General features: G+C 33.4%; 21 protein-coding genes. 12 read left to right on the top strand and 9 right to left on the bottom strand.

Going from position 1 to position 22,706, the window contains the following annotated elements; translation table 11 throughout:
- Positions 1-34: 34 nt before the first annotated feature.
- Entirely contained in the window at positions 35-1,264 is a 1,230-nt protein-coding gene (locus Q9Q97_RS04925) for an HD domain-containing protein (protein WP_306155234.1), read from the bottom strand.
- A 223-nt stretch (positions 1,265-1,487) separates the two neighbouring features.
- On the opposite strand from Q9Q97_RS04925, the gene Q9Q97_RS04930 reads away from it, so the two are divergent.
- From Q9Q97_RS04930 to Q9Q97_RS04950, 5 genes are all read left to right on the top strand, one after another.
- A complete protein-coding gene (locus tag Q9Q97_RS04930; RefSeq protein ID WP_306155236.1) occupies positions 1,488-3,041 on the top strand; it encodes a bifunctional response regulator/alkaline phosphatase family protein in 1,554 nt (517 codons plus the stop codon).
- 277 nt (positions 3,042-3,318) lie between these two features.
- On the top strand, positions 3,319-3,726 hold the full coding sequence (gene tsaE, locus Q9Q97_RS04935) for a tRNA (adenosine(37)-N6)-threonylcarbamoyltransferase complex ATPase subunit type 1 TsaE (protein WP_306155238.1): 408 nt from the start codon (positions 3,319-3,321) through the stop codon (positions 3,724-3,726).
- A 6-nt stretch (positions 3,727-3,732) separates the two neighbouring features.
- Positions 3,733-4,497, top strand: a complete 765-nt coding sequence (locus Q9Q97_RS04940) for a DUF4262 domain-containing protein (protein ID WP_306155240.1) — start codon at positions 3,733-3,735, stop codon at positions 4,495-4,497.
- A gap of 97 nt (positions 4,498-4,594) precedes the next feature.
- Complete coding sequence (locus Q9Q97_RS04945) at positions 4,595-5,794, top strand: alanine dehydrogenase (RefSeq protein WP_306155242.1); 1,200 nt, start codon at positions 4,595-4,597, stop codon at positions 5,792-5,794.
- A gap of 36 nt (positions 5,795-5,830) precedes the next feature.
- On the top strand, positions 5,831-6,205 hold the full coding sequence (locus Q9Q97_RS04950) for a DUF4258 domain-containing protein (protein ID WP_306155244.1): 375 nt from the start codon (positions 5,831-5,833) through the stop codon (positions 6,203-6,205).
- 130 nt (positions 6,206-6,335) lie between these two features.
- Here Q9Q97_RS04950 and Q9Q97_RS04955 read toward each other — a convergent pair whose 3' ends face one another.
- Positions 6,336-7,001, bottom strand: a complete 666-nt coding sequence (locus tag Q9Q97_RS04955) for a uracil-DNA glycosylase (protein WP_306155245.1) — start codon at positions 6,999-7,001, stop codon at positions 6,336-6,338.
- A 182-nt stretch (positions 7,002-7,183) separates the two neighbouring features.
- On the opposite strand from Q9Q97_RS04955, the gene Q9Q97_RS04960 reads away from it, so the two are divergent.
- The 3 genes from Q9Q97_RS04960 to Q9Q97_RS04970 all read left to right on the top strand — a co-directional run bounded on the left by Q9Q97_RS04960 (position 7,184) and on the right by Q9Q97_RS04970 (position 10,406).
- Positions 7,184-9,349 (top strand): DNA mismatch repair protein MutS, encoded by a 2,166-nt coding sequence (locus Q9Q97_RS04960; protein ID WP_306155247.1) that lies wholly within the window; start codon positions 7,184-7,186, stop codon positions 9,347-9,349.
- A gap of 295 nt (positions 9,350-9,644) precedes the next feature.
- Entirely contained in the window at positions 9,645-9,950 is a 306-nt protein-coding gene (locus tag Q9Q97_RS04965; protein WP_306155248.1) for a GIY-YIG nuclease family protein, read from the top strand.
- Between the two features lie 12 nt (positions 9,951-9,962).
- The gene (locus Q9Q97_RS04970; RefSeq protein ID WP_306155249.1) at positions 9,963-10,406 is read left to right on the top strand and encodes a thiol-disulfide oxidoreductase DCC family protein; all 444 of its coding nucleotides are present in this window, start codon (positions 9,963-9,965) and stop codon (positions 10,404-10,406) included.
- Between the two features lie 516 nt (positions 10,407-10,922).
- Here Q9Q97_RS04970 and ettA read toward each other — a convergent pair.
- From ettA to holA, 3 genes are read right to left on the bottom strand one after another with little or no spacing between them, the layout of a single operon-like run.
- The gene (gene ettA / locus Q9Q97_RS04975) at positions 10,923-12,614 is read right to left on the bottom strand and encodes an energy-dependent translational throttle protein EttA (RefSeq protein WP_306155250.1); all 1,692 of its coding nucleotides are present in this window, start codon (positions 12,612-12,614) and stop codon (positions 10,923-10,925) included.
- A 45-nt stretch (positions 12,615-12,659) separates the two neighbouring features.
- The gene (locus Q9Q97_RS04980) at positions 12,660-12,842 is read right to left on the bottom strand and encodes a CAL67264 family membrane protein (protein ID WP_125720634.1); all 183 of its coding nucleotides are present in this window, start codon (positions 12,840-12,842) and stop codon (positions 12,660-12,662) included.
- A 60-nt stretch (positions 12,843-12,902) separates the two neighbouring features.
- A complete protein-coding gene (holA, locus tag Q9Q97_RS04985) occupies positions 12,903-13,907 on the bottom strand; it encodes a DNA polymerase III subunit delta (RefSeq protein ID WP_306155251.1) in 1,005 nt (334 codons plus the stop codon).
- 94 nt (positions 13,908-14,001) lie between these two features.
- Here holA and Q9Q97_RS04990 point away from each other — a divergent pair, with 94 nt between their 5' ends.
- The 3 genes from Q9Q97_RS04990 to Q9Q97_RS05000 are packed head-to-tail and all read left to right on the top strand — an operon-like array spanning position 14,002 to position 16,364.
- Positions 14,002-14,454 (top strand): type I restriction enzyme HsdR N-terminal domain-containing protein, encoded by a 453-nt coding sequence (locus Q9Q97_RS04990; protein ID WP_306155252.1) that lies wholly within the window; start codon positions 14,002-14,004, stop codon positions 14,452-14,454.
- Positions 14,455-14,478: 24 nt separating this feature from the next.
- Complete coding sequence (locus tag Q9Q97_RS04995) at positions 14,479-15,498, top strand: glycosyltransferase family 2 protein (RefSeq protein ID WP_306155253.1); 1,020 nt, start codon at positions 14,479-14,481, stop codon at positions 15,496-15,498.
- Between the two features lie 32 nt (positions 15,499-15,530).
- Positions 15,531-16,364 (top strand): flagellar motor protein MotB, encoded by an 834-nt coding sequence (locus Q9Q97_RS05000; protein WP_306155254.1) that lies wholly within the window; start codon positions 15,531-15,533, stop codon positions 16,362-16,364.
- A gap of 188 nt (positions 16,365-16,552) precedes the next feature.
- On the opposite strand, the gene Q9Q97_RS05005 is transcribed toward Q9Q97_RS05000, so the two are convergent.
- From Q9Q97_RS05005 to Q9Q97_RS05015, 3 genes are all read right to left on the bottom strand, one after another.
- Positions 16,553-17,173, bottom strand: a complete 621-nt coding sequence (locus Q9Q97_RS05005; protein ID WP_306155255.1) for an L-threonylcarbamoyladenylate synthase — start codon at positions 17,171-17,173, stop codon at positions 16,553-16,555.
- 76 nt (positions 17,174-17,249) lie between these two features.
- Entirely contained in the window at positions 17,250-19,586 is a 2,337-nt protein-coding gene (locus Q9Q97_RS05010; protein ID WP_306155256.1) for an ATP-dependent helicase, read from the bottom strand.
- 604 nt (positions 19,587-20,190) lie between these two features.
- The gene (locus Q9Q97_RS05015; RefSeq protein ID WP_306155257.1) at positions 20,191-20,958 is read right to left on the bottom strand and encodes a TSUP family transporter; all 768 of its coding nucleotides are present in this window, start codon (positions 20,956-20,958) and stop codon (positions 20,191-20,193) included.
- Positions 20,959-21,082: 124 nt separating this feature from the next.
- On the opposite strand from Q9Q97_RS05015, the gene Q9Q97_RS05020 reads away from it, so the two are divergent.
- Complete coding sequence (locus tag Q9Q97_RS05020) at positions 21,083-21,607, top strand: hypothetical protein (protein WP_306155258.1); 525 nt, start codon at positions 21,083-21,085, stop codon at positions 21,605-21,607.
- 77 nt (positions 21,608-21,684) lie between these two features.
- On the opposite strand, the gene Q9Q97_RS05025 is transcribed toward Q9Q97_RS05020, so the two are convergent.
- Positions 21,685-22,593 (bottom strand): patatin family protein, encoded by a 909-nt coding sequence (locus Q9Q97_RS05025; protein WP_306155259.1) that lies wholly within the window; start codon positions 22,591-22,593, stop codon positions 21,685-21,687.
- Positions 22,594-22,706 lie beyond the last annotated feature (113 nt).

The following is a 22,706-nucleotide window of genomic DNA, read 5'->3' on the forward strand; positions in this document are numbered from 1 at the left end:
CAAAAATATAAAAAATAGGATTTAAATGTTAATTTTATATAAGTTGTTTTGGGAAACAGATATAATATTTTGTTACCAATTTAGATAACGATTTCAAATTCAGCTGGTCAGAAGCTTCAACAACATCCTCAATTGTTTTATCTTTTTTCAAAATACGGATAGGTTCTGCTTCTTTACTATACGCCTGATTTTTAATTTTTCCTCTAAAAATAAAATATCCTGCATCCAATTGCGAAATATGATGCTTATTGGCAAACTGCTCTTTTAAAGACTGAGATTCTTCCATAGAGACTTTCTCTGCACTCATTTTAATTTTAAGCAAATCTCTGTTAATGATCATTTTACTCAAAGTGCTTAAAACAAAATCATCATGTCTCTGCCAAGTTTTTAGAGCGCTAATAATATCAAAATCATCTAATTGCGAAAACAAATCCAACTTCTCGGCATCAAAATCTTCAAGTGTTACTTTATTGTGCATAAAATAAGAAAGCGGCTCGCTGCAAGGAAGATCTACTCCTTTTAAAACCAGTTCTTTGGCTCTTTTTAATACCTTCATCAAAATTAATTCGGCAACCAAACTTGTTTTATGTAAATACGCCTGCCAGTACATTAATCTTCTAGAAAGCAGAAATTTCTCTACAGAATAAATTCCTTTTTCTTCGATTACCAAAACATCATTTTCAACATTCATCATCTGAATCAAACGTTCAGAATTTACATTTCCTTCAGCAACTCCCGTATAAAAACTATCACGTTTCAAATAATCCATTCGATCCATATCCAATTGGCTCGAAATTAATTGCAACATGAATTTTCTATGATATTCTCCTTTAAAAACCTGAATCGCCAAACTTAATCTTCCGTCAAACTCATCATTTAACTGATTCATAAACAGTAGTGAAATGGCTTCGTGGTGTACATCTTCTACAATACTTTTTTCCATTGCATGAGAAAATGGCCCATGTCCTATATCGTGAAGTAAAATGGCGATTAAAAGCGCATTTTCTTCCTCTTCAGAAATGACAACATCTTTAAAACGAAGCGTATCGATCGCTTTTTTCATCAGATGCATACATCCTAAAGCGTGATGAAAACGGGTATGATTGGCTCCTGGATACACCAAATACGATAATCCCATTTGAGAAATACGGCGTAGACGCTGAAAATAAGGATGCTGAATTAAATCGTAAACCAGCTCGTTCGGAATCGTTATAAATCCATATATAGGATCGTTGAATATTTTTAATTTATTGATCTGAGTCACAGTCTGGTTATTTTTTTGGTCAACAAATATAAGTAAATAAGTATAAAGAGTCTGGTGTTTTTTACTTAAAAATCATAATCGAAATTATGATGATTATCAATAAAATACATTTAAAAATGTTAAAATGCAAAATAAATTCATGCATCTTGTTTGGCAATTTTATACTATTTTTAATACTTTTTAAGTTCTATAACTTTAAATTGCAGTAAAATTAAATTGATTTATGGATAAGATAAAAATACTTTGGGTCGACGATGAAATCGATCTTTTAAAGCCACACATATTATTTCTAGAAAAAAAGAATTACGAAGTTACTACTTGCAATAACGGTCTTGACGCGATTGCTTTGTTTGAAGAAGATAATTTTGATATTGTTTTTCTAGATGAAAACATGCCTGGAATGAGCGGATTAGAGACGCTTTCTGAAATGAAAGAAAAAAAATCTGCTATTCCGATGATTATGATCACCAAAAGCGAGGAAGAATATATAATGGAAGAAGCCATTGGATCTAAAATCGCTGATTATTTGATCAAACCAGTAAATCCGAATCAGATTCTTTTGAGTTTGAAGAAAAATCTAGACGATTCGAGGTTAATTACCGAGAAAACCACTTTGGATTACCAGAAAGAATTCAGAAAAATTTCGATGGAATTGGCAATGGTCAATTCTTATGAAGATTGGATAGAATTATATAAAAAATTACTTTTTTGGGAATTAAAACTAGAAGACATCAACGATACAGCAATGATCGAAATTTTAGAATCTCAAAAAGTCGAAGCCAATTCGCAATTCGGAAAATATATCGAAAGAAATTACGAAGACTGGTTTGAGCCAAAAGCAGAAAAACCAATTATGTCTAACACTCTTTTTAAAGAATTGGTAGTTCCTGAAATTAAAAAGAAAGACAAACCTATTCTGTTTGTGGTTATTGACAACCTGCGTTACGACCAATGGAAGTCTTTTGAAACTGTAATTTCAAACTATTATAAGCTTGAAAAAGAAGTTCCCTACTACTCTATTCTTCCAACTGCTACGCAATATGCTAGAAACTCTATTTTCTCTGGTTTAATGCCTTTAGAAATGGAAAAAAAGCATCCTGAATATTGGAAAAATGATGTTGAAGACGGAGGAAAAAACCTTTATGAAGCAGAATTTTTATCGGCTCAATTAAAACGTCTAGGTTTAAATATTAAGGAAGATTATTTTAAAATCACGAATTATTCTGGCGGAAAAAAATTAGCAGAAAACTTCAAAGCCTTAAAAGGAAATGACTTAGTAACGGTAGTTTACAACTTTGTTGATATGCTTTCGCATGCTAAAACAGAAATGGAAGTGGTAAAAGAATTGGCTTCAGACGATAAAGCCTATCGTTCTTTAACTCTAAGCTGGTTTAAAAATTCTCCATTATTAGAAATTATTCAGCAGGCACAGCTTTTAGGTTTCAAACTGATTTTAACAACAGATCACGGAACAATAAATGTAAAAAATCCGTCGAAAGTTGTGGGAGATAAAAATACAAGTCTGAATTTGCGTTATAAAACTGGTCGCAGTTTAACTTACGAACAAAAAGATGTTTATGTAGTTAAAGAGCCTAAAACCATTGGTTTGCCTGCGATAAACATGAGCAGTTCGTTTATTTTTGCCAAAAATGATTTCTTTCTGGCTTATGTAAACAACTACAATCATTATGTTAGTTATTACAAAAACACCTATCAGCATGGAGGAATTTCGTTAGAAGAAATGATTATTCCATTCTTGGTTTTCAATCCTAAATAAAAATAATTTAGCCACAGATTAAAAGGATTATTTGGATTGGAAAAATCCGCTTTATCTGCTAATCTGCGCGAAAAAATTTGGTCTCGCAGATTTAGCAGATTTTGGAGATAAAATAAAAATCCTTTTTAATCCTTTAATCTGTGGCAAAAAATAATTACGCTTTCGCGGAAAACAATTAATACAGATATTTATCCGCCACGAATTCAATATTTTTTACAAATAATTTTAGATTAATTCGTGAGAATTGGTGAAATTCGTGGCAAAAATTCACCACAAAATGACGATCACTTTTACTTTAGATCAAATTCAGGAAACTGCTGAGCAGATTTTAGCTTCAAACCCTCAGAAAATTATTCTTTTTAATGGAGAAATGGGTGTTGGAAAAACGACTTTAATCAAGCAATTATGCAAGAGTTTAGGAATTACAGACGCAACCAGCAGTCCAACTTTTTCTCTAGTAAACGAATATCAGATTCCGAACGGCAAAAAAGTATATCATTTTGATTTTTACAGAATTAAGCAAGAAAGCGAAGCACTAGATATGGGTGTTGATGATTATTTGTATTCTGGAAATTGGTGTTTTATCGAATGGTCTGAAAAAATTGAAAGCTTAATCCCAGAAGAACATTCTACAATTAATATTGAATTGCTTTCAGACGGAAGCAGAAAACTAACATTAATATAGTTTTTCATGACTTCCGAAAACCAACATAATTGCGTTGAGCATAATGATCTAAAAAAAGATATTGTACTCAATATTGAAAAGTATGGTCTTCAAGTTATAATAATTGAAGCAACGGATTATCTGCCTTCTTTTGCTTACAGTATAGGATTATGGCAAAAATATAATCACCCTGAGATAATTTGTTTTGGATTATCAGCTTCACTTCTGCATACTATAATAAATGATGTTGCTGAAATAATTAAAACTGGCGAGTCTTTTATAACCGAAAAACAATATTTTGATCGAATTTTCAACAACAGTAAAGCTGAATTCTTAAAAGTTCATCCAGAGAATATTGACGATTATTTTGGCACTGCAATAAATTTTTACAGCAAAAATAATTTTCCAGCACTTCAACTTGTTTGGACAGATCGAAATGATAAATTTCCTTGGGAAGAAAATTTTGAAGAAGAGTTTTTATACAAACAGCCACTGTTAGATAGAAATAACAACTTTAAATTTAGAGAGCCAAAAAACTTAACTTCTTTCACCACAAAACAATGGCTTGAAGGTAAACCAATAATAAAGGTCTACCATGATGATGAAGGCGATTGGATATTTTTAACTGATGATGAAACATCAACTGAAAACATGATAATTGTGGCACTTGAACAATTAGTTTTAAAAGACAATTCTTTAAATCAGATTTTTAATCTTGAATATGGTGAAGAGGGAGAAAGAAAAAACCTTGATCACAATTGGATCATAAGAAAAACCGAAAATGATAATTGAAAAAATTTCTTAACACTCCGCTTAGAGTATTAGCAGAATTTTTGCATTAATTTTAAATCTTTTTACGTAATTTGTACCCTTAATTTTTGCACTATCCATGTCAATCACGTTAACTCCATTTACAAAACAACAATTAATACCGCAGGAAGAAAAACTTGAGGTTGGTCGTTTTAAAAGAGAACTTTTTATAGGAATTCCTAAAGAGACAAGTTACCAGGAACGCCGTATCTGTCTTACGCCCGATGCTGTGAACTCCTTAACGTACGAGGGACACCGCGTTATGATTGAATCTGGAGCTGGAGAAAGTTCGAGTTATACGGATAAAGAATATGCAGATGCCGGTGCAGAAATTACAAAAGATACTAAAAGAGTTTTTGGCTGTCCGTTTTTATTAAAAGTAGAACCACCAACATTGGCAGAAATCGAAATGATTAATCCGGAAACGGTTATTATTTCAGCTATTCAGCTAAAAACCAAAAAGAAAGAATACTTCGAAGCATTGGCAAAAAAGAAAATTACAGCCTTAGCTTTTGAATATATTAAAGATGAAGATGGATCTTATCCCGCTGTAAAATCTTTAAGCGAAATTGCAGGAACAGCTTCAATCCTTATTGCTGCTGAATTAATGATCACTGACGAATTCGGAAAAGGCCTTTTATTTGGAAATATTACTGGTGTTCCTCCTACTGAAGTAGTCATTTTAGGAGCAGGAACTGTAGGTGAATTTGCCGCCAAAACCGCTATCGGATTGGGTGCCAACGTAAAAGTTTTTGATAATTCGATTACAAAACTACGTCGTCTTCAAAACAATTTAAACCAAAGAATTTTTACTTCAACTATACAGCAAAAAGGTTTATTAAAAGCTTTAAGACGTTGTGATGTGGCTATTGGCGCTATGCGGGGCAAAGAACGCTGCCCAATTGTCGTAAATGAAACAATGGTAGAACACATGAAAAAAGGTGCCGTAATTGTTGATGTTAGTATCGATACTGGCGGTTGTTTCGAAACTTCGGAAGTCACTACTCATGAAAAACCAACTTTTATAAAAAACAATGTATTGCACTACTGCGTACCTAATATACCTTCAAGATATTCCAAAACGGCTTCATTATCAATCAGTAACATCTTGACACCTTATCTGCATCAGATAGCCGAAGATGGTGGTATCGAGAGCGCCATTCGCTGCAATAAAGGCCTTAAAAACGGAATTTATCTTTATCACGGAATCCTAACAAATAAAGCTATTGGCGACTGGTTCGATTTACCAGACAACGATATTAATTTACTTGTATTTTAAGGGAACTTTAATGTACCTTTGCAAAAAATTTATTTCATGAAGTTCGTACACCGTTTTGCATATTATCTGATTGGTCTCGTAATGGGATGTTTTATTGTATCAGGATTTTTTATTGGAAAAGACACCCGTTGCAATTATTTTCCAAACGCAAGAGTTTTAAATAATCTTAGAACAAAACCTTTTCAATATTCTCCAAAAGCCATTCAGACTCTAAGCGAAAAATGGGTGGATACGGCAGATGTCAAAAATACTTTAACTTACGGAGATGTTGATTTTGATCAAAGTAACGTTCCAACAAAAGGAGGAAAACTTTATATCATTGAAGGCAAAACAGTTAAAGATCAAGAAATTATTCTAAAAGTAGTAAACTACGAGAATAAAGCTGTTTTAGAAGAAATCGTAAAAAAATAAAATAAAAAAATCTTTTGTTTCTCGCAGATTCAAAAGATTTTTTTAACTAAAGAATATTTCTCGCAAAGTCACAAAGACACAAAGTTTTTTACCTTTGTCCCTTTGTCACTCTGAAACTTTGCACCTTAAATTACCATTCTATCTCTTTCAATCCTTTCGATTTCAAAAATTCATTAGTTTGAGAAAAATGTTTGTTTCCAAACCAAAAACCTCTATTTGCGCTTAAAGGCGAAGGATGTCCAGATTTTAAAATATGATGTTTTGAAGCGTCAATCAAAGCCGCTTTCTTTTGAGCAAAACCTCCCCAAAGCAAGAAAACAACATTTTCTTTTTCAGCCGAAATTTGTTTAATCACAGCATCAGTAAATTTTTCCCAGCCTTTTCCTTGGTGGCTTCCTGCTTCAGATTGTCGAACGGTTAAAGTGGCATTTAAAAGAAAAACACCCTGATCTGCCCAACGTTCCAAATTTCCAGTTTTAGGAAGCGGTTTTCCCAAATCAGTTTCGATTTCTCTAAAAATATTGTATAAAGAAGGCGGAAAAGGAATTCCGTCATTTACAGAAAAACACAAACCATTTGCCTGATTTGGTCCGTGATACGGATCTTGCCCAATGATAACTACTTTTACTTCGTCAAAATGACAATGGTCAAAAGCTGAAAAAATCTGGTTCCCTTTTGGGTAACAAATTTTTGTCGCGTATTCCGATTTTACAAATTCAATTAAATCGTTGAAGTATGGTTTTTCGAATTCTTCATTCAAAACAGGTTTCCAAGAAGAATGCATTTTTACGTCCATAATTTTTTTTATGCGAATTTCAGAAATAATTACCTAAAATCATATTCCTAAAAGAAAAACATCAAAAATCGAAAGTAAAAAATTAAAACGACAGCAAAGAAAAAAACTCATAATTCATAACTCATAATTCACAATTGATGAATGTTTTCGTACTTTTGCTTTTGCTTTCATAAAGAAAATAAATGATCAGTATTACCGAAAAAACATTACAAGACTTACAATTTCCAACTGTTTTAGAAACCATTTCAGATGGGTGCAACACCGACATTGGAAAAGAAAAGGCTTTACAGATAAAACCATTTAGAGACAAAGAAGAATTAATGCAAGCTTTGATGCAGACATCGGAGTATGTGTCTTCTTTTCAGAATAATAACGCCATTCCGAATCACGGATTTGACGCCATTTCGCATGAAATTAAATTTCTTGCCATTGAGGACAGTTTTCTTGAAGTAGGAAGTTTTAGAAAAATTGCTAATCTTTCTGCAACAACAAATGTGTTGCTGAATTTCTTAAAAAAATTCGATGACTATTATCCAAATTTAAACGCAAGAGCTTCTCGCGTAGAATTGACCAAAGATATTATCACGGCAATTGACGCAATTGTAGACAAATATGGAGAAATTAAAGATAATGCTTCTCCCGCTCTGTCTGGAATTCGCCAAAATATGAATTTGGTTCGCGGAAAAGTAAACCAAAGCTTTGGTGTGGCTTTGACTCAGTACAACAGTTTAGGCTATTTGGATGATATTAAAGAAAGTTTTGTTCAAAACCGTAGAGTTTTGGCCGTTTTAGCGATGTATCGCCGTAAGGTAAAAGGCTCAATTTTAGGAAGTTCTAAAACTGGAAGCATTGCTTATATCGAACCAGAAGCTACTTTGAAATATTCTCGAGAATTAGCCAATTTAGAATACGAAGAGAAAGAAGAAATTACTAGAATTCTAAAGAATTTATCAAATGCAATTCGTCCATATCTTCCTTTACTGATTGAATATCAAGACTTTTTAAGTGATATCGACGTAGTTGCCGGAAAAGCAAAATATGCAAACCGAATCAACGGGATTTTACCTGCAATTACAGACGAAAGAAGATTATTTTTTAGAGAAGCGTATCATCCGATTTTATATTTGAACAACAAACAAAAACAAGAAGTTACGCATCCGCAGACAATCGAACTAAAACAAGAAAACAGAATTATTGTTATTTCTGGTCCAAATGCTGGAGGAAAAACCATTTCCTTAAAAACGGTTGGATTATTGCAATTAATGCTGCAATCTGGAATTTTGATTCCGGTGCACGAAAGAAGCGAAACATTCTTATTTGACAGAATATTGACAGACATTGGAGACAATCAATCTATTGAAAATCATTTAAGTACATATTCTTATCGTTTAAAAAACATGAATTATTTCTTAAAGAAATGCAACAAAAAAACCATGTTTTTAATTGACGAATTTGGTACAGGTTCTGATCCAGAATTGGGTGGAGCTTTAGCTGAAATTTTCTTAGAAGAATTTTACCATCGTGAGGCTTTCGGAATTATCACAACGCATTATTCTAATTTGAAGATTTTGGCTAACGAATTGCCATATGCAACGAATGCGAATATGATGTTCGACGAAAAATCTTTAGAACCAATGTACAAACTGGCTTTGGGTCAGGCCGGAAGCTCGTTTACTTTTGAAGTGGCTCAGAAAAATGGAATTCCATTTGGATTGATTAATCGTGCGAAAAAGAAAATCGAAGTTGGAAAAGTTCGTTTTGACAAAACTATTGCAACGCTTCAAAAAGAGAGATCAAAGCTGGAAAAAACTTCTTTAAATTTAAAAGAAGAAGAAACTCGTGCGCGTGAAGAAAGTAAAAAGATGGAAAACATCAATACTAGAATTCAGCAAAAATTAGAAAGCTATCAAGAACTTTACGACAGTAATCAGAAAATTATTTACATCGGACAAAAAATTGATGATATAGCCGAGAAGTATTTCAATAACAAAAATAAGAAGGAACTAATTGGTGAGTTTTTGAAAATTGTTGAAATTGAAAATTCGAAACGTAAAAAAGCTACTCCAAAAGAAGTAAAGGCAAAAGTTGAAAAACAAAAAGAAGTTATAGCCGAAGTTCAGGTAAAAGTAGAAGAAATTCGAAAAGAGAAAAAAGAAAAGAAACTCAAACCAGTTATTGAAAAACCAAAGCCAATTTTAAAAGTTGGCGACCGTGTAAGAATGCTTGACGGAAGATCTGTTGGAAGTATCGATTCTATCGAAAAAAATAAAGCAACAGTAAATTATGGCATTTTTACTTCGAAAGTAAGCTTGGATGAATTGGAATTGGTTGAAGCTGTCAAAAAATAATTTTCAGCTTTAAAATTGAGTTAAAAATCGCCAAATTTAAAATAAAACGATTTAAAGAAAGATTTTCATTTTAACACAAAAGAAGATCAACAAATTTTAAAATTAGCTTAAAATTAATTTATGAAAGCTGTTTTTGATTTGTAAAAATTATTACATATTAAAAATCAATAATAAAAAATTATACATAATACAAATCTTACATTTATTTTATTTTCGTTAGTTTTGTCATTGCGAGGAACGAAGCAACCTCACTAAGGGTTAGATAAAACTCACAATTACAAAATAAATTAAGAAAATGAAACCTGGATTTGTATACATCATAACAAATAAATACCAAACTGTTGTCTACGTCGGAGTAACATCAAATCTTCCGAAAAGAATTTTAGAACATAAAAACAAAAAATATCCAAAATCATTTTCTGCGCGATATAATGTCAATATTTTAGTTTATTATGAACAATTTCAGTGGATTGAAGAGGCAATTGGAAGAGAAAAACAAATAAAAGCAGGTTCAAGAGAAGTAAAAAACAATTTAATTCGTTCTTTAAATCCAACCTGGAAAGATCTATTTGAAGAAATAGAAAACATAATGATTCTATAATAACAAATTGTAATGGATAAACATCATGAGATTGCTTCGTTCCTCGCAATGACTGCAAAAAATAAAAAAATAATACTTTTTGATGGAGTTTGTAATCTCTGCAGTTCTGCTGTACAGTTCATTATCAAACACGACAAAAAAGATATTTTTAGATTTGTCGCATTGCAGTCAGAATTAGGGATTTCAATTTGCAAACATCTGGGAATCAGTTTTTCTAAAATGGATAGCATTATTTTATACAATCCCGGAACAGCTTATTTTTATAAATCTTCTGCTGTTATCGAAATCGCGAAAAATTTTGGCGGGCTTTGGAAATTAACTCCAATTTTTAGAATTGTACCGATTTTTATAAGTGACCGAATTTATGATTACGTTGCAAAAAATAGATACAATTGGTATGGCAAAAAAGAAAGCTGCATGATTCCTACTCCGGAATTGAAAGCTAAGTTTCTTTAGACTTATCCTCATTTTTTGTCATCCCGAGGAACGAGGGATCTCCGCACGAAACTCTACAAAGATTGACGATTTTGATTGCGGAGTTACTTACGGAGATCCCTCGTTCCTCGGGATGACAAACTAGACGAAAAAACAAAACGTTTAAAAAACAAAAATCCAGATTCCAACTTCGTTTTCCTTTTTTTTGTCATTTCGAACGAAGAGAGAAATCTCAGCAAGTAGCTCGACAAAGATTGGCGATTTTGATTGCGGAGTTTCTTGCGAAGATCCCTCGTTCCTCGGGATGACAAACTAAACGTAAATGTTCTTATGAAAAGAGTTTCCTAGCCCCGATAGAAGTGAAAATCCTTTTTTATTTTTTCTTTAAAAATAAAAAAGATTGTAACGGATAGCGGGATTAGCTCCTAAAAAATATTTGGTTTTGTAAGAGAAATTGAAATGACAAACTAAATAAAAAAAATCCCAAATTCACATCAATTGGAATTTGGGATTTTGTATTTTGAAATTTATTAGAAGTTATCTAATCAATTTTCTGTATTTCAAACGTTTCGGAGTTAAGTCACCACCAAGACGTTTCTTTTTGTTTTCTTCATAATCAGAGAAACTTCCTTCGAAGAAATAAACTTCAGAGTTTCCTTCAAAAGCTAGAATGTGTGTACAAATTCTATCTAAGAACCATCTGTCGTGAGAAATGATTACAGCACAACCTGCAAAATTTTCCAAACCTTCCTCTAGTGCACGAAGTGTATTTACGTCAAGGTCATTCGTAGGCTCATCCAGTAAAAGTACGTTTCCTTCTTCTTTCAAAGTCATTGCTAAGTGCAAACGGTTACGTTCTCCACCAGAAAGCATTGACACTTTTTTGTTTTGCTCACCACCGCCAAAGTTGAAACGTGATAAATAAGCTCTTGAGTTCACTTGCTTTCCTCCCATCATAATCAATTCCTGACCATCTGCAAAGTTTTCCCAGATTGATTTATTCGGATCAATATTAGAGTGTGACTGATCTACGTAAGCGATTTTTACTGTTTCTCCAACAGAAAATTCTCCGCTATCAGTAGCCTCTTCTCCCATAATCATTTTGAAAATAGTAGATTTACCAGCACCGTTTGGTCCAATAATTCCAACAATACCCGCTTGTGGTAAAGTGAAGTTCAAATTATCGTATAATAATTTATCGCCAAAAGCTTTGGCAACATTTTTAGCTTCAATAACATTTGTCCCCAAACGAGGACCATTCGGAATATAGATCTCTAGTTTTTCGTCTAGTTGTTTTTGATCTTCATTTAATAATTTGTCGTAGTTCTGCAAACGTGCTTTTTGTTTTGTCTGACGTCCCTTTGCTCCCTGACGAACCCAATCCAACTCACGCTCTAAAGTTTTTCTACGTTTAGATGCCACTTTTTCTTCTTGAGCCAAACGATTTGATTTTTGATCTAACCAAGAAGAATAGTTTCCTTTCCACGGAATACCTTCTCCTCTATCTAACTCTAAAATCCATCCAGCAACATTATCAAGGAAATAACGGTCGTGTGTTACTGCAATTACAGTTCCTGAATATTGCGCTAAGTGCTGCTCCAACCAAAGAACTGACTCAGCGTCAAGGTGGTTGGTAGGCTCATCCAAAAGCAATACGTCTGGCTGTTGCAATAACAAACGGCATAAAGCCACACGGCGGCGCTCTCCACCAGAAAGGTTTTTAATTGGTGTATCTCCTTCTGGAGTACGCAACGCATCCATCGCAATTTCTAGTTTGGTATCGATTTCCCAAGCTCCAAGCGCATCAATTTTGTCTTGTAATGCTGCTTGGCGATCCATCAATTTATCCATTTTGTCTGGATCAGAATAGTTTTCTTCAAGACCAAACAAATCATTGATGTCGTTATATTCTTTAAGAACAGCCATTGTTTCAGCTGCACCTTCGCGAACAATTTCTATAACTGTCTTAGAATCATCAAGAATTGGTTCTTGCTCTAAATAGCCTACTGTATAACCAGGTTGAAAAACGACATCACCTTGATAGTTTTTATCAACTCCTGCAATAATTTTTAAAAGCGAAGATTTTCCAGAACCGTTAAGTCCCAAAATACCAATCTTAGCACCATAAAAGAAACTTAAATAAATGTTCTTAAGAACCGGCTTATCTGCTCCTTGATAGGTTTTACTCAATTTCTGCATTGAGAAAATTACTTTCTTATCGTCTGACATTTTTTATTTTTTATTATAATTATTTATTTCTTTTTGAATTTTTATTTAAACTCTTCCTTTCAAAGCATTGAAAACCCAAGCATTAGCAAAAAAGCCAACTCCTACCGCACCAAATCCCCAGCCCGAAACATCACTGTATCTAAAGATTCCAAGACCTATAAGCAACAATCCCATAAGTACCATTATAAAAGTAGCCCATCCTAAAATGGTGTTTTTATTCATTCCCATAATTGTATAAATATTTTTAGTGCAAAATTTTAGAAAAGCAAATATCGTGATTTTAATGGCTTAATTAAAAATTTTATACAGCATTTCTTTCAGCAAATCTGCCTGCGATAAAGCATTGGCTCCCACACCTTTACTTTTAACATCAATATCTCGCAAAGCACCAACAATCTGACTTACTTTTCGCATTGGGTAGTTTTTTACGGCTAAATCGTATTCTTTTAAGAAATATGGATTTACGCCAAGGGCCGAAGCGACATTTTTAGGACTTTTATCTTTTAATCCGTGGTATTTTAGAAGCTGAACAAAGAAACCGAATACCAAACCTGTTGTCATAACCAAAGGGTATTCTTTCGGATTGTGTGCAAAATTCTCTGCTATTTTGTATGCTTTCAACTGATTACGTTCTCCAATTGCTTTTCGAAGTTCGAACACATTGTAATCTTTACTAAAGCCAATATTTTCTTCAATATGTTCAGCGGTAATCATGGTTCCTTTCGGTAAAATAATCTGCAACTTTTCTAGCTCATTATTGATTTTACTTAAATCTGTTCCTAGAAATTCCACTAGCATGGCATTCGCTTTTGGATCAATGGTATATTTTTTTCCGGCTAGAACACGTTTAATCCAGTCTCCTACTTGATTTTCGTATAATTTTTTACTTTCGTAAACTACACCTTTTTGTGCCAGTAGTTTAGTAACTTTTTTACGTTTATCGAGCGTTTTATATTTATAACAAAAAACCAATACAGTGGTCTGCATCGGGTTATCTACATACGATTCTATTTTATCGATTGTTCTTGATAAATCTTGCGCCTCTTTTACGATAACAACTTGACGTTCAGCCATCATCGGATAGCGCTTGGCCGTTGAAATAATATCGTCTACAGAAACGTCTCTTCCGTACAAAACTGTCTGATTAAAACCTTTTTCTTCTTCGGCTAAAACATTACCCTCAATATATTCCGATAACTTATCTATATAATAAGGTTCTTCACCCATCAAGAAATAAATCGGTTTAATATCTCCGGCTTTAATATCATTAACAATTTTTACTACTTCGTCCATTTAATTTTGTTTCAAGTCTAAAGTTTCAAGTTTAAAGTTCCAATAACTTGAAACTTTAAACTTGAAACCTGAAACTATTTTATATTTTTGCTTTATGTTAAAGCTAAATTTTCCTTCTTATACTTTCCGATTCAAAAATAGCGAAAATAAAGTGTCTATTTTTGATGAAATCAGGAAAAAATTTATAATTCTTACGCCAGAAGAATGGGTTCGCCAGCATGTTGTTCATTATTTGATGCATGAAAAAAAATACCCCAAATCGCTCATTAATGTAGAGAAAGTTTTAACAGTCAACGGATTAAGAAAACGTTACGATATTGTCGTATTTAACTCTAATGGTTCTATACATATATTAGTAGAGTGCAAAGCGCCAGAAGTTAAAATCTCTCAGGCAACTTTTGATCAAATTGCGCGTTACAATATGACAATGCAGGCACGGTTTTTGAATGTCACAAACGGACTAAACCATTTTTATTGTCAAATGGATTTTGAAAACGAAAAATATGAGTTTTTGAGAAACCTGCCAGACTATAAAGAAAACCATTAACAAAGAATAAATAATTAAGTACTTTTGGATAAAATAGCAGTTGTAATTTTAAATTGGAACGGAGTAAAATTGCTAGAGCAGTTTTTACCATCTGTTATTCAGTTTTCAGAAGGCGCAGCAATTTATGTTGCTGACAATGATTCTACGGATAATTCTGTTGCATTTGTCACAGAAAATTTTCCTACTATAAAAATTGTAAAAAATTCAGGCAATCACGGCTTCGCAAAAGGCTATAATGATGCTTTGAAACATATTGATGCAGAAATATATGCATTAGTAAACTCAGATATAGAAGTTACAGAAAACTGGCTTCAGCCTATCCTTGATACTTTCGAAAAAGAAAAACACACCGCTATTATTCAGCCTAAAATTCTTGATTTTAAAAACAAGGAATATTTTGAATATGCAGGTGCTGCCGGCGGTTTTATTGATAAATACGGTTTTCCTTTCTGCAGAGGAAGAATATTTGAAACTGTTGAAAAAGACAACGGGCAATACGATGATAATGTTGAATTGTTCTGGGCTTCTGGAGCTTGTTTTTTCATTAGAAAAAACATCTATCATGAATTAGGCGGTTTTGACGAAAGCTTCTTTGCACATCAAGAAGAAATTGATTTATGCTGGCGTGCCGCAAATGAAGGGCACATCATAAAGTATAATTATCAATCTGTTGTTTACCACGTAGGCGGTGCGACATTGCAACAGGGAAATCCTAAAAAAACGTATCTGAATTTTAGAAATTCATTGTTAATGCTGGTCAAAAATCTGCCTTCAAGAGGATTATTTTTTGTGGTTTTTTTCCGCATGGTTCTAGATGGAATTGCAGGTATCCGTTTTCTTACACAGGGTAAAATCGGGCATACTTTTGCCATTTTGAAGGCACATTTCTCTTTTTATTGCTTATCTTTAAAATATTTAAAAAAACGTAAAGATTTTCAAATACAGCAATACTATACGGTGAAAAGCATCGTTTTCCTTTATTATATCAGGAAATTGACCTTATTTAAAGAAATCTTTAACAGTATTCAAAATATTAAAAACTAAATTTGTAATCAAGTCTAATTAAAATTAAATTTATGAGAAAAATAGTTATCGCACTATCAGTATTAATGGCCCTAACATCATGTGTTTCTAAAAAGAAATATGCTGAGTTAGAAGCTAAAAACAAAGAGACTCAAGATTTGTTAAACTCATGTACTGTAAAATTAAATACGTGCTTAGAAGAAAAAGCTGGATTAGCTGCTACAGCTGAAAGCTACAAACAGCATAATCAAGATCTTATCAATAGTTCAAAAGATTTAACAATCTTAACTACTAAAGGTGCTGAAAACCTTGAAAAATCTCTTGAAAGTTTAAAAGAAAAAGATTTGAAAATCTCTAGACTTCAAGATGCGCTTACTAAAAAAGACAGTGTAACTTTAGCTTTAGTAACAAGCTTAAAAGGTGCTGTTGGAATCAACGATCCAGACATCGAAATCAATGTTGAAAAAGGAGTTGTATTTATCTCTATCGCTGATAAATTACTATTCAAAAGCGGTAGCTATGAAGTAAGCGACAAAGCAAAAACTGTTTTAGGAAAAGTTGCTAAAGTTGTAAACGATAAGCCAGATTTCGAATGTATGGTTGAAGGTCACACTGATAACGTACCATACAAAAGCAACGGAATTATCTTAGACAACTGGGATTTAAGTGTTAAACGTTCTACTTCTATCGTTCGTGTATTAACAAACGATCTTGGTGTTAACCCAGCTAAATTAATTGCTGCTGGTAGAAGTTCTTACGTGCCATTGGTACCAAACGACACTGCAGAAGACAAAGCTCGTAACAGAAGAACTCGTATCGTAGTTATGCCAAAAATCGATCAATTCTATGATATGATTGAAAAAGAAATGAAAAAACAACAAAAATAATTAGTTGTACATCATTATAAAAACAGAAAAAGCAGGTCTTACGACCTGCTTTTATGTATCCTTAATTTTGTTTTTAATAACCAATTAAATATAAATCAAGAATAGCATTATTTTTAAGTAACTAACTAAATTTTAACAAAATAAAGTTACTCATAATTTCTGTACTTTTATACTTTTAGTGTATTTTTTTACAAAATATCAATATCACCCTTACCTTCTCTTACGATAACTGGCTCATGTTCAGAAAGATCAATAATTGTTGATCCCACATTATCTCCATAGCCTCCATCGATTACCATGTCTACAAGATTCTGCCATTTCTCAAAAATCAATTCTGGATCTGTAGTATATTCTATTACATCATCTTCATCACGAATAGAAGTCGAAACAACTGGATTTCCTAACTGACGAACAATTTCTAATATGATATTATTGTCAGGCACACGAATACCTACTGTCGTTTTCTTTTTAAACTCTTTTGGGAGACTATTATTTCCAGGCAAAATAAAAGTATAAGGCCCTGGTAAAGCTCTCTTTAAGATTTTGAATGTAGAAGTATTAATCTGTCTTACATAATCTGACAGATTACTTAAATCATGGCAAATAAATGAAAAGTTGGCCTTTTCTAATTTAACTCCTTTTATTTTAGCAATTTTTTCTAACGCTCTCGAATTGGTAATATCACAGCCCAAACCATAAACAGTATCTGTCGGATAAATTACCAACCCGCCATTCTGAAGGACTTTAACTACTTTTGCAATCGCCGCTTCACTAGGTTTATCTGGGTATATTTTTATAAATTCAGCCATGTTTTTTGTTTTAAGTTTAAGGTTTTAAATTTCATGCTTATTAAAGTTACGAAATACTTCGAACTTAAATTTACATTTATCCCACTACATCCAGCTTAGCAAATCGTAACAGCAATTTCTTTAATCCGCCTACTTCAAATTTAATTTCAGCTTTTCTGTCTGCTCCTACACCTTCAAGATTAATCACTTCACCTTTACCAAAACGTTCGTGCATTACAATATTTCCTACCGTCAATTTACTGTCAAATAAATTTGAATTTCCAGTTGATGGCGCATTTCCTGAAACTGGTTTCAGCTTACGAATATTCAAATCTGGTTTTGGCTCGTTGCTAGTAATATGAGCTGGCGGAGTTCCGCCAACGGGTTTATTTAACCTTAATTTTGATTTATCTACATCGCCAAAAATATCACCGTCAATTGGTGATTTATAACGATAATTGGTTTCTGATGGTGTCAAATATTCTAAAAATTGACCATCAATTTCTTCTATAAAACGAGACGGTTCGCTGTCTGTCAATTTTCCCCAGCGGTAACGCGACTGAGCATAAGTCAAATACGCTTGATGTTCTGCACGAGTTAATGCCACGTAAAACAATCGGCGCTCCTCTTCCAGTTCACTTCTAGTACTCATACTCATGGCAGAAGGAAACAAATCTTCTTCCATTCCCACCACAAATACATGCGGAAACTCCAATCCTTTTGCTAAGTGAATCGTCATCAAAGCTACACGATCATCATCGTTGGTATCTTTATCTAAATCTGTTGCCAAAGCCACATCTTCCATGAATTCAGAAAGTGCACCTCTTGCTCCATCAATTTCTCTCTGTCCTTCAACAAAATCTTTAAGACCGTTTAAAAGCTCTTCTATATTCTGAATTTTTGCCATTCCTTCTGGAGTAGCATCTTTTTTCAATTCCTGAACCAAGCCCGTTTTCTTGGCAACGTGATCGGTAACATAAAAAGCATCCTGATTCTGATCAATAACCTGAAAACTCTGAATCATAGTCACAAAATCCTTCAGTTTGTTTTTTGTTCCCGCATTCAGTTTCAAATCGATTTTATCGATATTCACCATTACTTCCCAAATCGAACGTTTGTAATGATTGGCTGCAATGGTTAATTTTTCAACTGTTGTATCTCCAATTCCACGCGCCGGATAATTGATTACACGAATTAAAGCTTCTTCATCTTTCGGATTCAGAACCAAACGCAAATAGCATAAAACGTCTTTAATTTCCTTACGCTGATAGAAAGACAATCCTCCATAAATTCTATATGGAATATCACGCTTTCTCAACGCATCCTCCATGGCACGCGACTGCGCGTTGGTACGGTATAAAATCGCAAAAGCGCCATTATGCAACTGATTCTGCATTTTCTGCTCAAAAATCGTACTTGCCACAAAACGCCCTTCTTCAGCATCTGTCAAACTTCTATGAACCTTAATTCTCGGTCCAAAATCGTTAGCTGTCCAAACTACTTTATCCAGTTTTGTTTTATTATGTTCCATCACCGTGTTTGCGGCTTCAACTATATTTCGGGTCGAACGGTAATTTTGCTCCAAACGGAACATTACCACGCCCTCATAATCTTTCTGGAAATTCAAAATATTATTGATATTCGCACCACGGAAAGCATAAATACTCTGCGCATCATCTCCAACCACACAAATATTCTGAAATTTATCAGATAAAGCCCTCACAATCAAATATTGAGAGTGGTTTGTATCTTGGTACTCATCAACCAGAATATAGCGGAAACGGTTTTGATATTTTGCCAAAACTTCTGGAAAACGAGTTAGCAATTCATTGGTTTTCAACAACAAATCATCAAAGTCCATTGCTCCAGCTTTGAAACAGCGTTCTACATATTGCTGATAAATATCTCCTAATCTTGGTCGTTTTGCCATAGCATCGGCTTCGACTAATTCAGGATTATTAAAATACGCTTTAACCGTAATCAAGCTGTTCTTATAACTAGATATACGTCCTAAAACCTGTTTTGGTTTGTAAATGTCTCGATCCAACTGCATTTCTTTGATAATCGAAGAAATCAATCTAGCCGAATCCTGAGAATCGTAAATGGTAAAATTGGAAGGATATCCCAAATGATCTGATTCTGCTCGAAGAATACGGGCAAATATCGAGTGGAAAGTTCCCATCCAAAGATTTTTAGCTTCAGACGCTCCCACAATATCCGAAATCCTGTGTTTCATTTCGCGCGCCGCTTTATTGGTAAAAGTCAGCGACAAAATATTAAAAGCATCAATTCCCTGATGCATCAAATAAGCAATTCTAATCGTTAAAACTCTGGTTTTTCCAGAACCTGCACCAGCGATAATAATCATTGGCCCGTCTTTCTTTAAAACAGGCGCTCTCTGCGCTTCGTTGAGCTGGTCAATATATTTTTGCATGAAATTTTCTCCTTTTAGGCAAAAATAGCAATTAAAGATGGAAAAAGAAAGCTCCTAAGATGCTAAGCTACTAAGGTTCTAAGTTTTTTTTAAAGCCAAACAAAAAGCTTTTTATTAAACATGTTTTCCCGCTTTCGGCTATATCTCTCCGCTCCGCTACGAGGATACCGCCTCAATCGGGGCTAGAAAACAAACAATTGGCCTTCTTTTAAATATTTTGAACCATATAAGTCATATAAGTTCATTTAATCCTAAGTAAAAAAACATAGCTGCAATAATGCAAAAATGCAATTTGTGAAAATCATTAGGCCGAAAAAACTGAAGAAGAAAAATATGAAAGTTCTTTTCAAATAAAGAATCCGAAGGATTCAAATATTTATAGCACATTATTCCTCCCGCAGATATGTGACCCCGAAGGGGTCATATTCACCGTGCAGCAATATAATTCTATACATATTTGAATCCTTCGGATTCATTTTTTGAACCATATCAGTCATATAAGTAAATTTTAGTTTTTTTTAAATACTAAGGAAGACTTATATGATTTAGAATCATATCGAATCACAACTTAAAATATCTTATATGACTTATATGGTTTAAAAATTTACTTAAAGAAAACATCATAAGCAAATCGAATCAAAGTCCCGACAACCACAATTAAAAAGAAAATTCGAATAAAACCATTTCCCTTGTTGATAGCCAGTTTTGCGCCAAGCCATCCTCCTAGTCCATTACTTATGGCCATCGGAATTGCAATAGTCCAAATGATTTTTCCTTTAATCATAAACAGACAAATTGAACCGAAATTGGTTGCTAGATTTACCATTTTGGCATTCGCGGAAGCGTGAAGAAAATCGAAACCTAAAAGTGCAATAAAAGCCACAACAAAAAAACTTCCTGTTCCTGGCCCGATAAATCCGTCGTAAAAACCGATTATTATACTAATTACAACTGCATAAAATATTTGTGTCGTTGCCGAATGATCTTTAGCAACGTGCTGTCCAAAATTTTTCTTGGCATAAGTATAAATAAACAACAAGGATAAAACCACCAGCAAAAGCGGTTTCATAAAATCATTGCTGACCAACGTTAAGATTGTAGAACCTAAAAATGCCGACGGAACCGCCAGACACATCATGATAATTAAGAGTTTCCACTGAATCACTACTTTTTTCAAATACTGAAAAGCTGCAAAAGCAGTGCCGCTAAAAGCTGGAATTTTCAGCGTTCCAACTACGGTCGAAACAGGAAGATTAGGCAATAAAATTAATCCCATCGGAGTTTGGATTAATCCGCCTCCGCCCACAATGGCATCAATAAATCCTGCAGCAAAAGCCGCCAAACAAAGTAAAAGTATTATGTATGAATCCATTAAAAAGATATTTCGGTCTTCGTAAAAAACAAGTTGCAAAAGTACGTCTTCCTTTTTGTTTATTACCAAAAATTTAAAGTTGATTTTTGATCAAAAAGTATATTTTTGCTTAAAAATTACACCAATGGATTTTAACAAAATAATAGAACTTGCGAGTTATACTTTACCAGCCTTAGTTACAGGAGTTGTAGCGTATCGGTTCTTTGAATTACACATTAAAAACAATGACAGAAAACGTGCTTTTTTATTAAACAAACAAGCACATAAAGAGTCGTTACCAATACGTTTACAAGCCTACGAACGCATGACTTTGTTTTTGGAACGTATTAATTTGACTAAACTTTTAATTAGAGTTGCGCCAATTTCACCATTAAAACATGATTACGAAAATTTCTTGATCGACCAAATTGAACAAGAATTTGAACATAATTTAACGCAACAAATTTATGTTTCTGAAGAATGCTGGACCATCATTACAACTGCAAAAAATACAACAATCCAGATGATTCGTAAAGCTGCGATGAGCGAAAAAGTCGAAAACGCTGATAAACTTCGCGAAGTTATTTTGAATGATTTATTAGAAAAACAATCACCAAGTAATGCCGCTTTGAGTTTCATTAAAACTGAAGTTGCAGATCTTTGGTATTAGAATAATTTAAGATTGTTGATTTTAGATTTTGAACGTTCATCAGTACAATCTAAAATCTAAAATCTGCAATCTTAGATCTAAATTAATATCTTATTGTCGCTCATCGTTTCAGACTTATTCTGGGCATATTCGTAACCTTGTTCCCACCATTCTTTCATTACCTCTTTATTAAAAATCAAGGCATTATCAGTCAGTTTTATTGGAGTGTAATATAAATTTAATTTTACATTTTTATTATTTGCCATAAGTTTCCCAATAGCAATATCGTGTTTTTCAACTTGATCTAAAGCAATTCGGAACAAATCGATCATTAGTGAAAACGGATTTTTACCAATAACCGTTTTAGTTGTATTTACTTCTGTTTCTAGCACAATCACATCAATTTCAGTTGCTCCGCGATTGATTGCTTCCCGTATCGGAACCAAGCTTGAAAATCCGCCGTCACCATATTCACAATTGTTTTTTTCGACTAAACTCATAAACGGAACGTAATTGCTCGATATCCAAGACCATTCGCAAAACTCTTCGTACGTACAATCTTTTACCGATTTATATTCCGATTCGTTTTTAGTGAAATTGGTTACTGTAACGATAACATCGGTTTTTAGCTTTTTAAGTTTATTAAAATCAGAAATAGAAAAATTATTCTGAATGTATTTTTTCAAGCCTTTGCTTTCTCCAAAAGTTCGTTTTCCCTTAAAAAACTGGCGTATTACATTAAAGTGATTGATTGTCACAATATCAACTCCATCCTTAGTTTTTACAACAAACGGACAAATGTTAAAAATACTCGACATGGTTACATTAGTATATACAGAATGTATTTTTTTGATATGACCGAGAGCTAAATGCGGAATGAGCAAACTTCCTGTCGAAGTTCCTAAAAACAAATCGTATTCGTGTCTTTTTTCTTCTATTAAATACTGGGCAACACCGCCGGCAAAAGCGCCTTTACTGCCACCACCTGAAATAACCAATGCTCTCATAAATTGTAATGTAGGTTTTGTTTTTGGGATTATTTTTTTTTAGAGAATAGAGATAAGAAGCAAGAAGAAAGACTTCTTTACTCTTGTTTCTTGCCTCCAATATCTATATTCTA

Source organism: Flavobacterium sp. DG2-3, assembly GCF_030730925.1.
Taxonomy (GTDB): Bacteria; Bacteroidota; Bacteroidia; order Flavobacteriales; family Flavobacteriaceae; genus Flavobacterium.

Bases quoted from the DNA above. Each gene is read 5' to 3' on its own strand.
- Q9Q97_RS04930 (WP_306155236.1), top strand. From the start codon at position 1,488: ATGGATAAGATAAAAATACTTTGGGTCGACGATGAAATCGATCTTTTA.
- tsaE (WP_306155238.1), top strand. From the start codon at position 3,319: ATGACGATCACTTTTACTTTAGATCAAATTCAGGAAACTGCTGAGCAG.
- Q9Q97_RS04940 (WP_306155240.1), top strand. From the start codon at position 3,733: ATGACTTCCGAAAACCAACATAATTGCGTTGAGCATAATGATCTAAAA.
- Q9Q97_RS04945 (WP_306155242.1), top strand. From the start codon at position 4,595: ATGTCAATCACGTTAACTCCATTTACAAAACAACAATTAATACCGCAG.
- Q9Q97_RS04950 (WP_306155244.1), top strand. From the start codon at position 5,831: ATGAAGTTCGTACACCGTTTTGCATATTATCTGATTGGTCTCGTAATG.
- Q9Q97_RS04955 (WP_306155245.1), bottom strand. From the start codon at position 7,001: ATGGACGTAAAAATGCATTCTTCTTGGAAACCTGTTTTGAATGAAGAA.
- Q9Q97_RS04960 (WP_306155247.1), top strand. From the start codon at position 7,184: ATGATCAGTATTACCGAAAAAACATTACAAGACTTACAATTTCCAACT.
- Q9Q97_RS04965 (WP_306155248.1), top strand. From the start codon at position 9,645: ATGAAACCTGGATTTGTATACATCATAACAAATAAATACCAAACTGTT.
- Q9Q97_RS04970 (WP_306155249.1), top strand. From the start codon at position 9,963: ATGGATAAACATCATGAGATTGCTTCGTTCCTCGCAATGACTGCAAAA.
- ettA (WP_306155250.1), bottom strand. From the start codon at position 12,614: ATGTCAGACGATAAGAAAGTAATTTTCTCAATGCAGAAATTGAGTAAA.
- Q9Q97_RS04980 (WP_125720634.1), bottom strand. From the start codon at position 12,842: ATGGGAATGAATAAAAACACCATTTTAGGATGGGCTACTTTTATAATG.
- holA (WP_306155251.1), bottom strand. From the start codon at position 13,907: ATGGACGAAGTAGTAAAAATTGTTAATGATATTAAAGCCGGAGATATT.
- Q9Q97_RS04990 (WP_306155252.1), top strand. From the start codon at position 14,002: ATGTTAAAGCTAAATTTTCCTTCTTATACTTTCCGATTCAAAAATAGC.
- Q9Q97_RS05000 (WP_306155254.1), top strand. From the start codon at position 15,531: ATGAGAAAAATAGTTATCGCACTATCAGTATTAATGGCCCTAACATCA.
- Q9Q97_RS05005 (WP_306155255.1), bottom strand. From the start codon at position 17,173: ATGGCTGAATTTATAAAAATATACCCAGATAAACCTAGTGAAGCGGCG.
- Q9Q97_RS05010 (WP_306155256.1), bottom strand. From the start codon at position 19,586: ATGCAAAAATATATTGACCAGCTCAACGAAGCGCAGAGAGCGCCTGTT.
- Q9Q97_RS05015 (WP_306155257.1), bottom strand. From the start codon at position 20,958: ATGGATTCATACATAATACTTTTACTTTGTTTGGCGGCTTTTGCTGCA.
- Q9Q97_RS05020 (WP_306155258.1), top strand. From the start codon at position 21,083: ATGGATTTTAACAAAATAATAGAACTTGCGAGTTATACTTTACCAGCC.
- Q9Q97_RS05025 (WP_306155259.1), bottom strand. From the start codon at position 22,593: ATGAGAGCATTGGTTATTTCAGGTGGTGGCAGTAAAGGCGCTTTTGCC.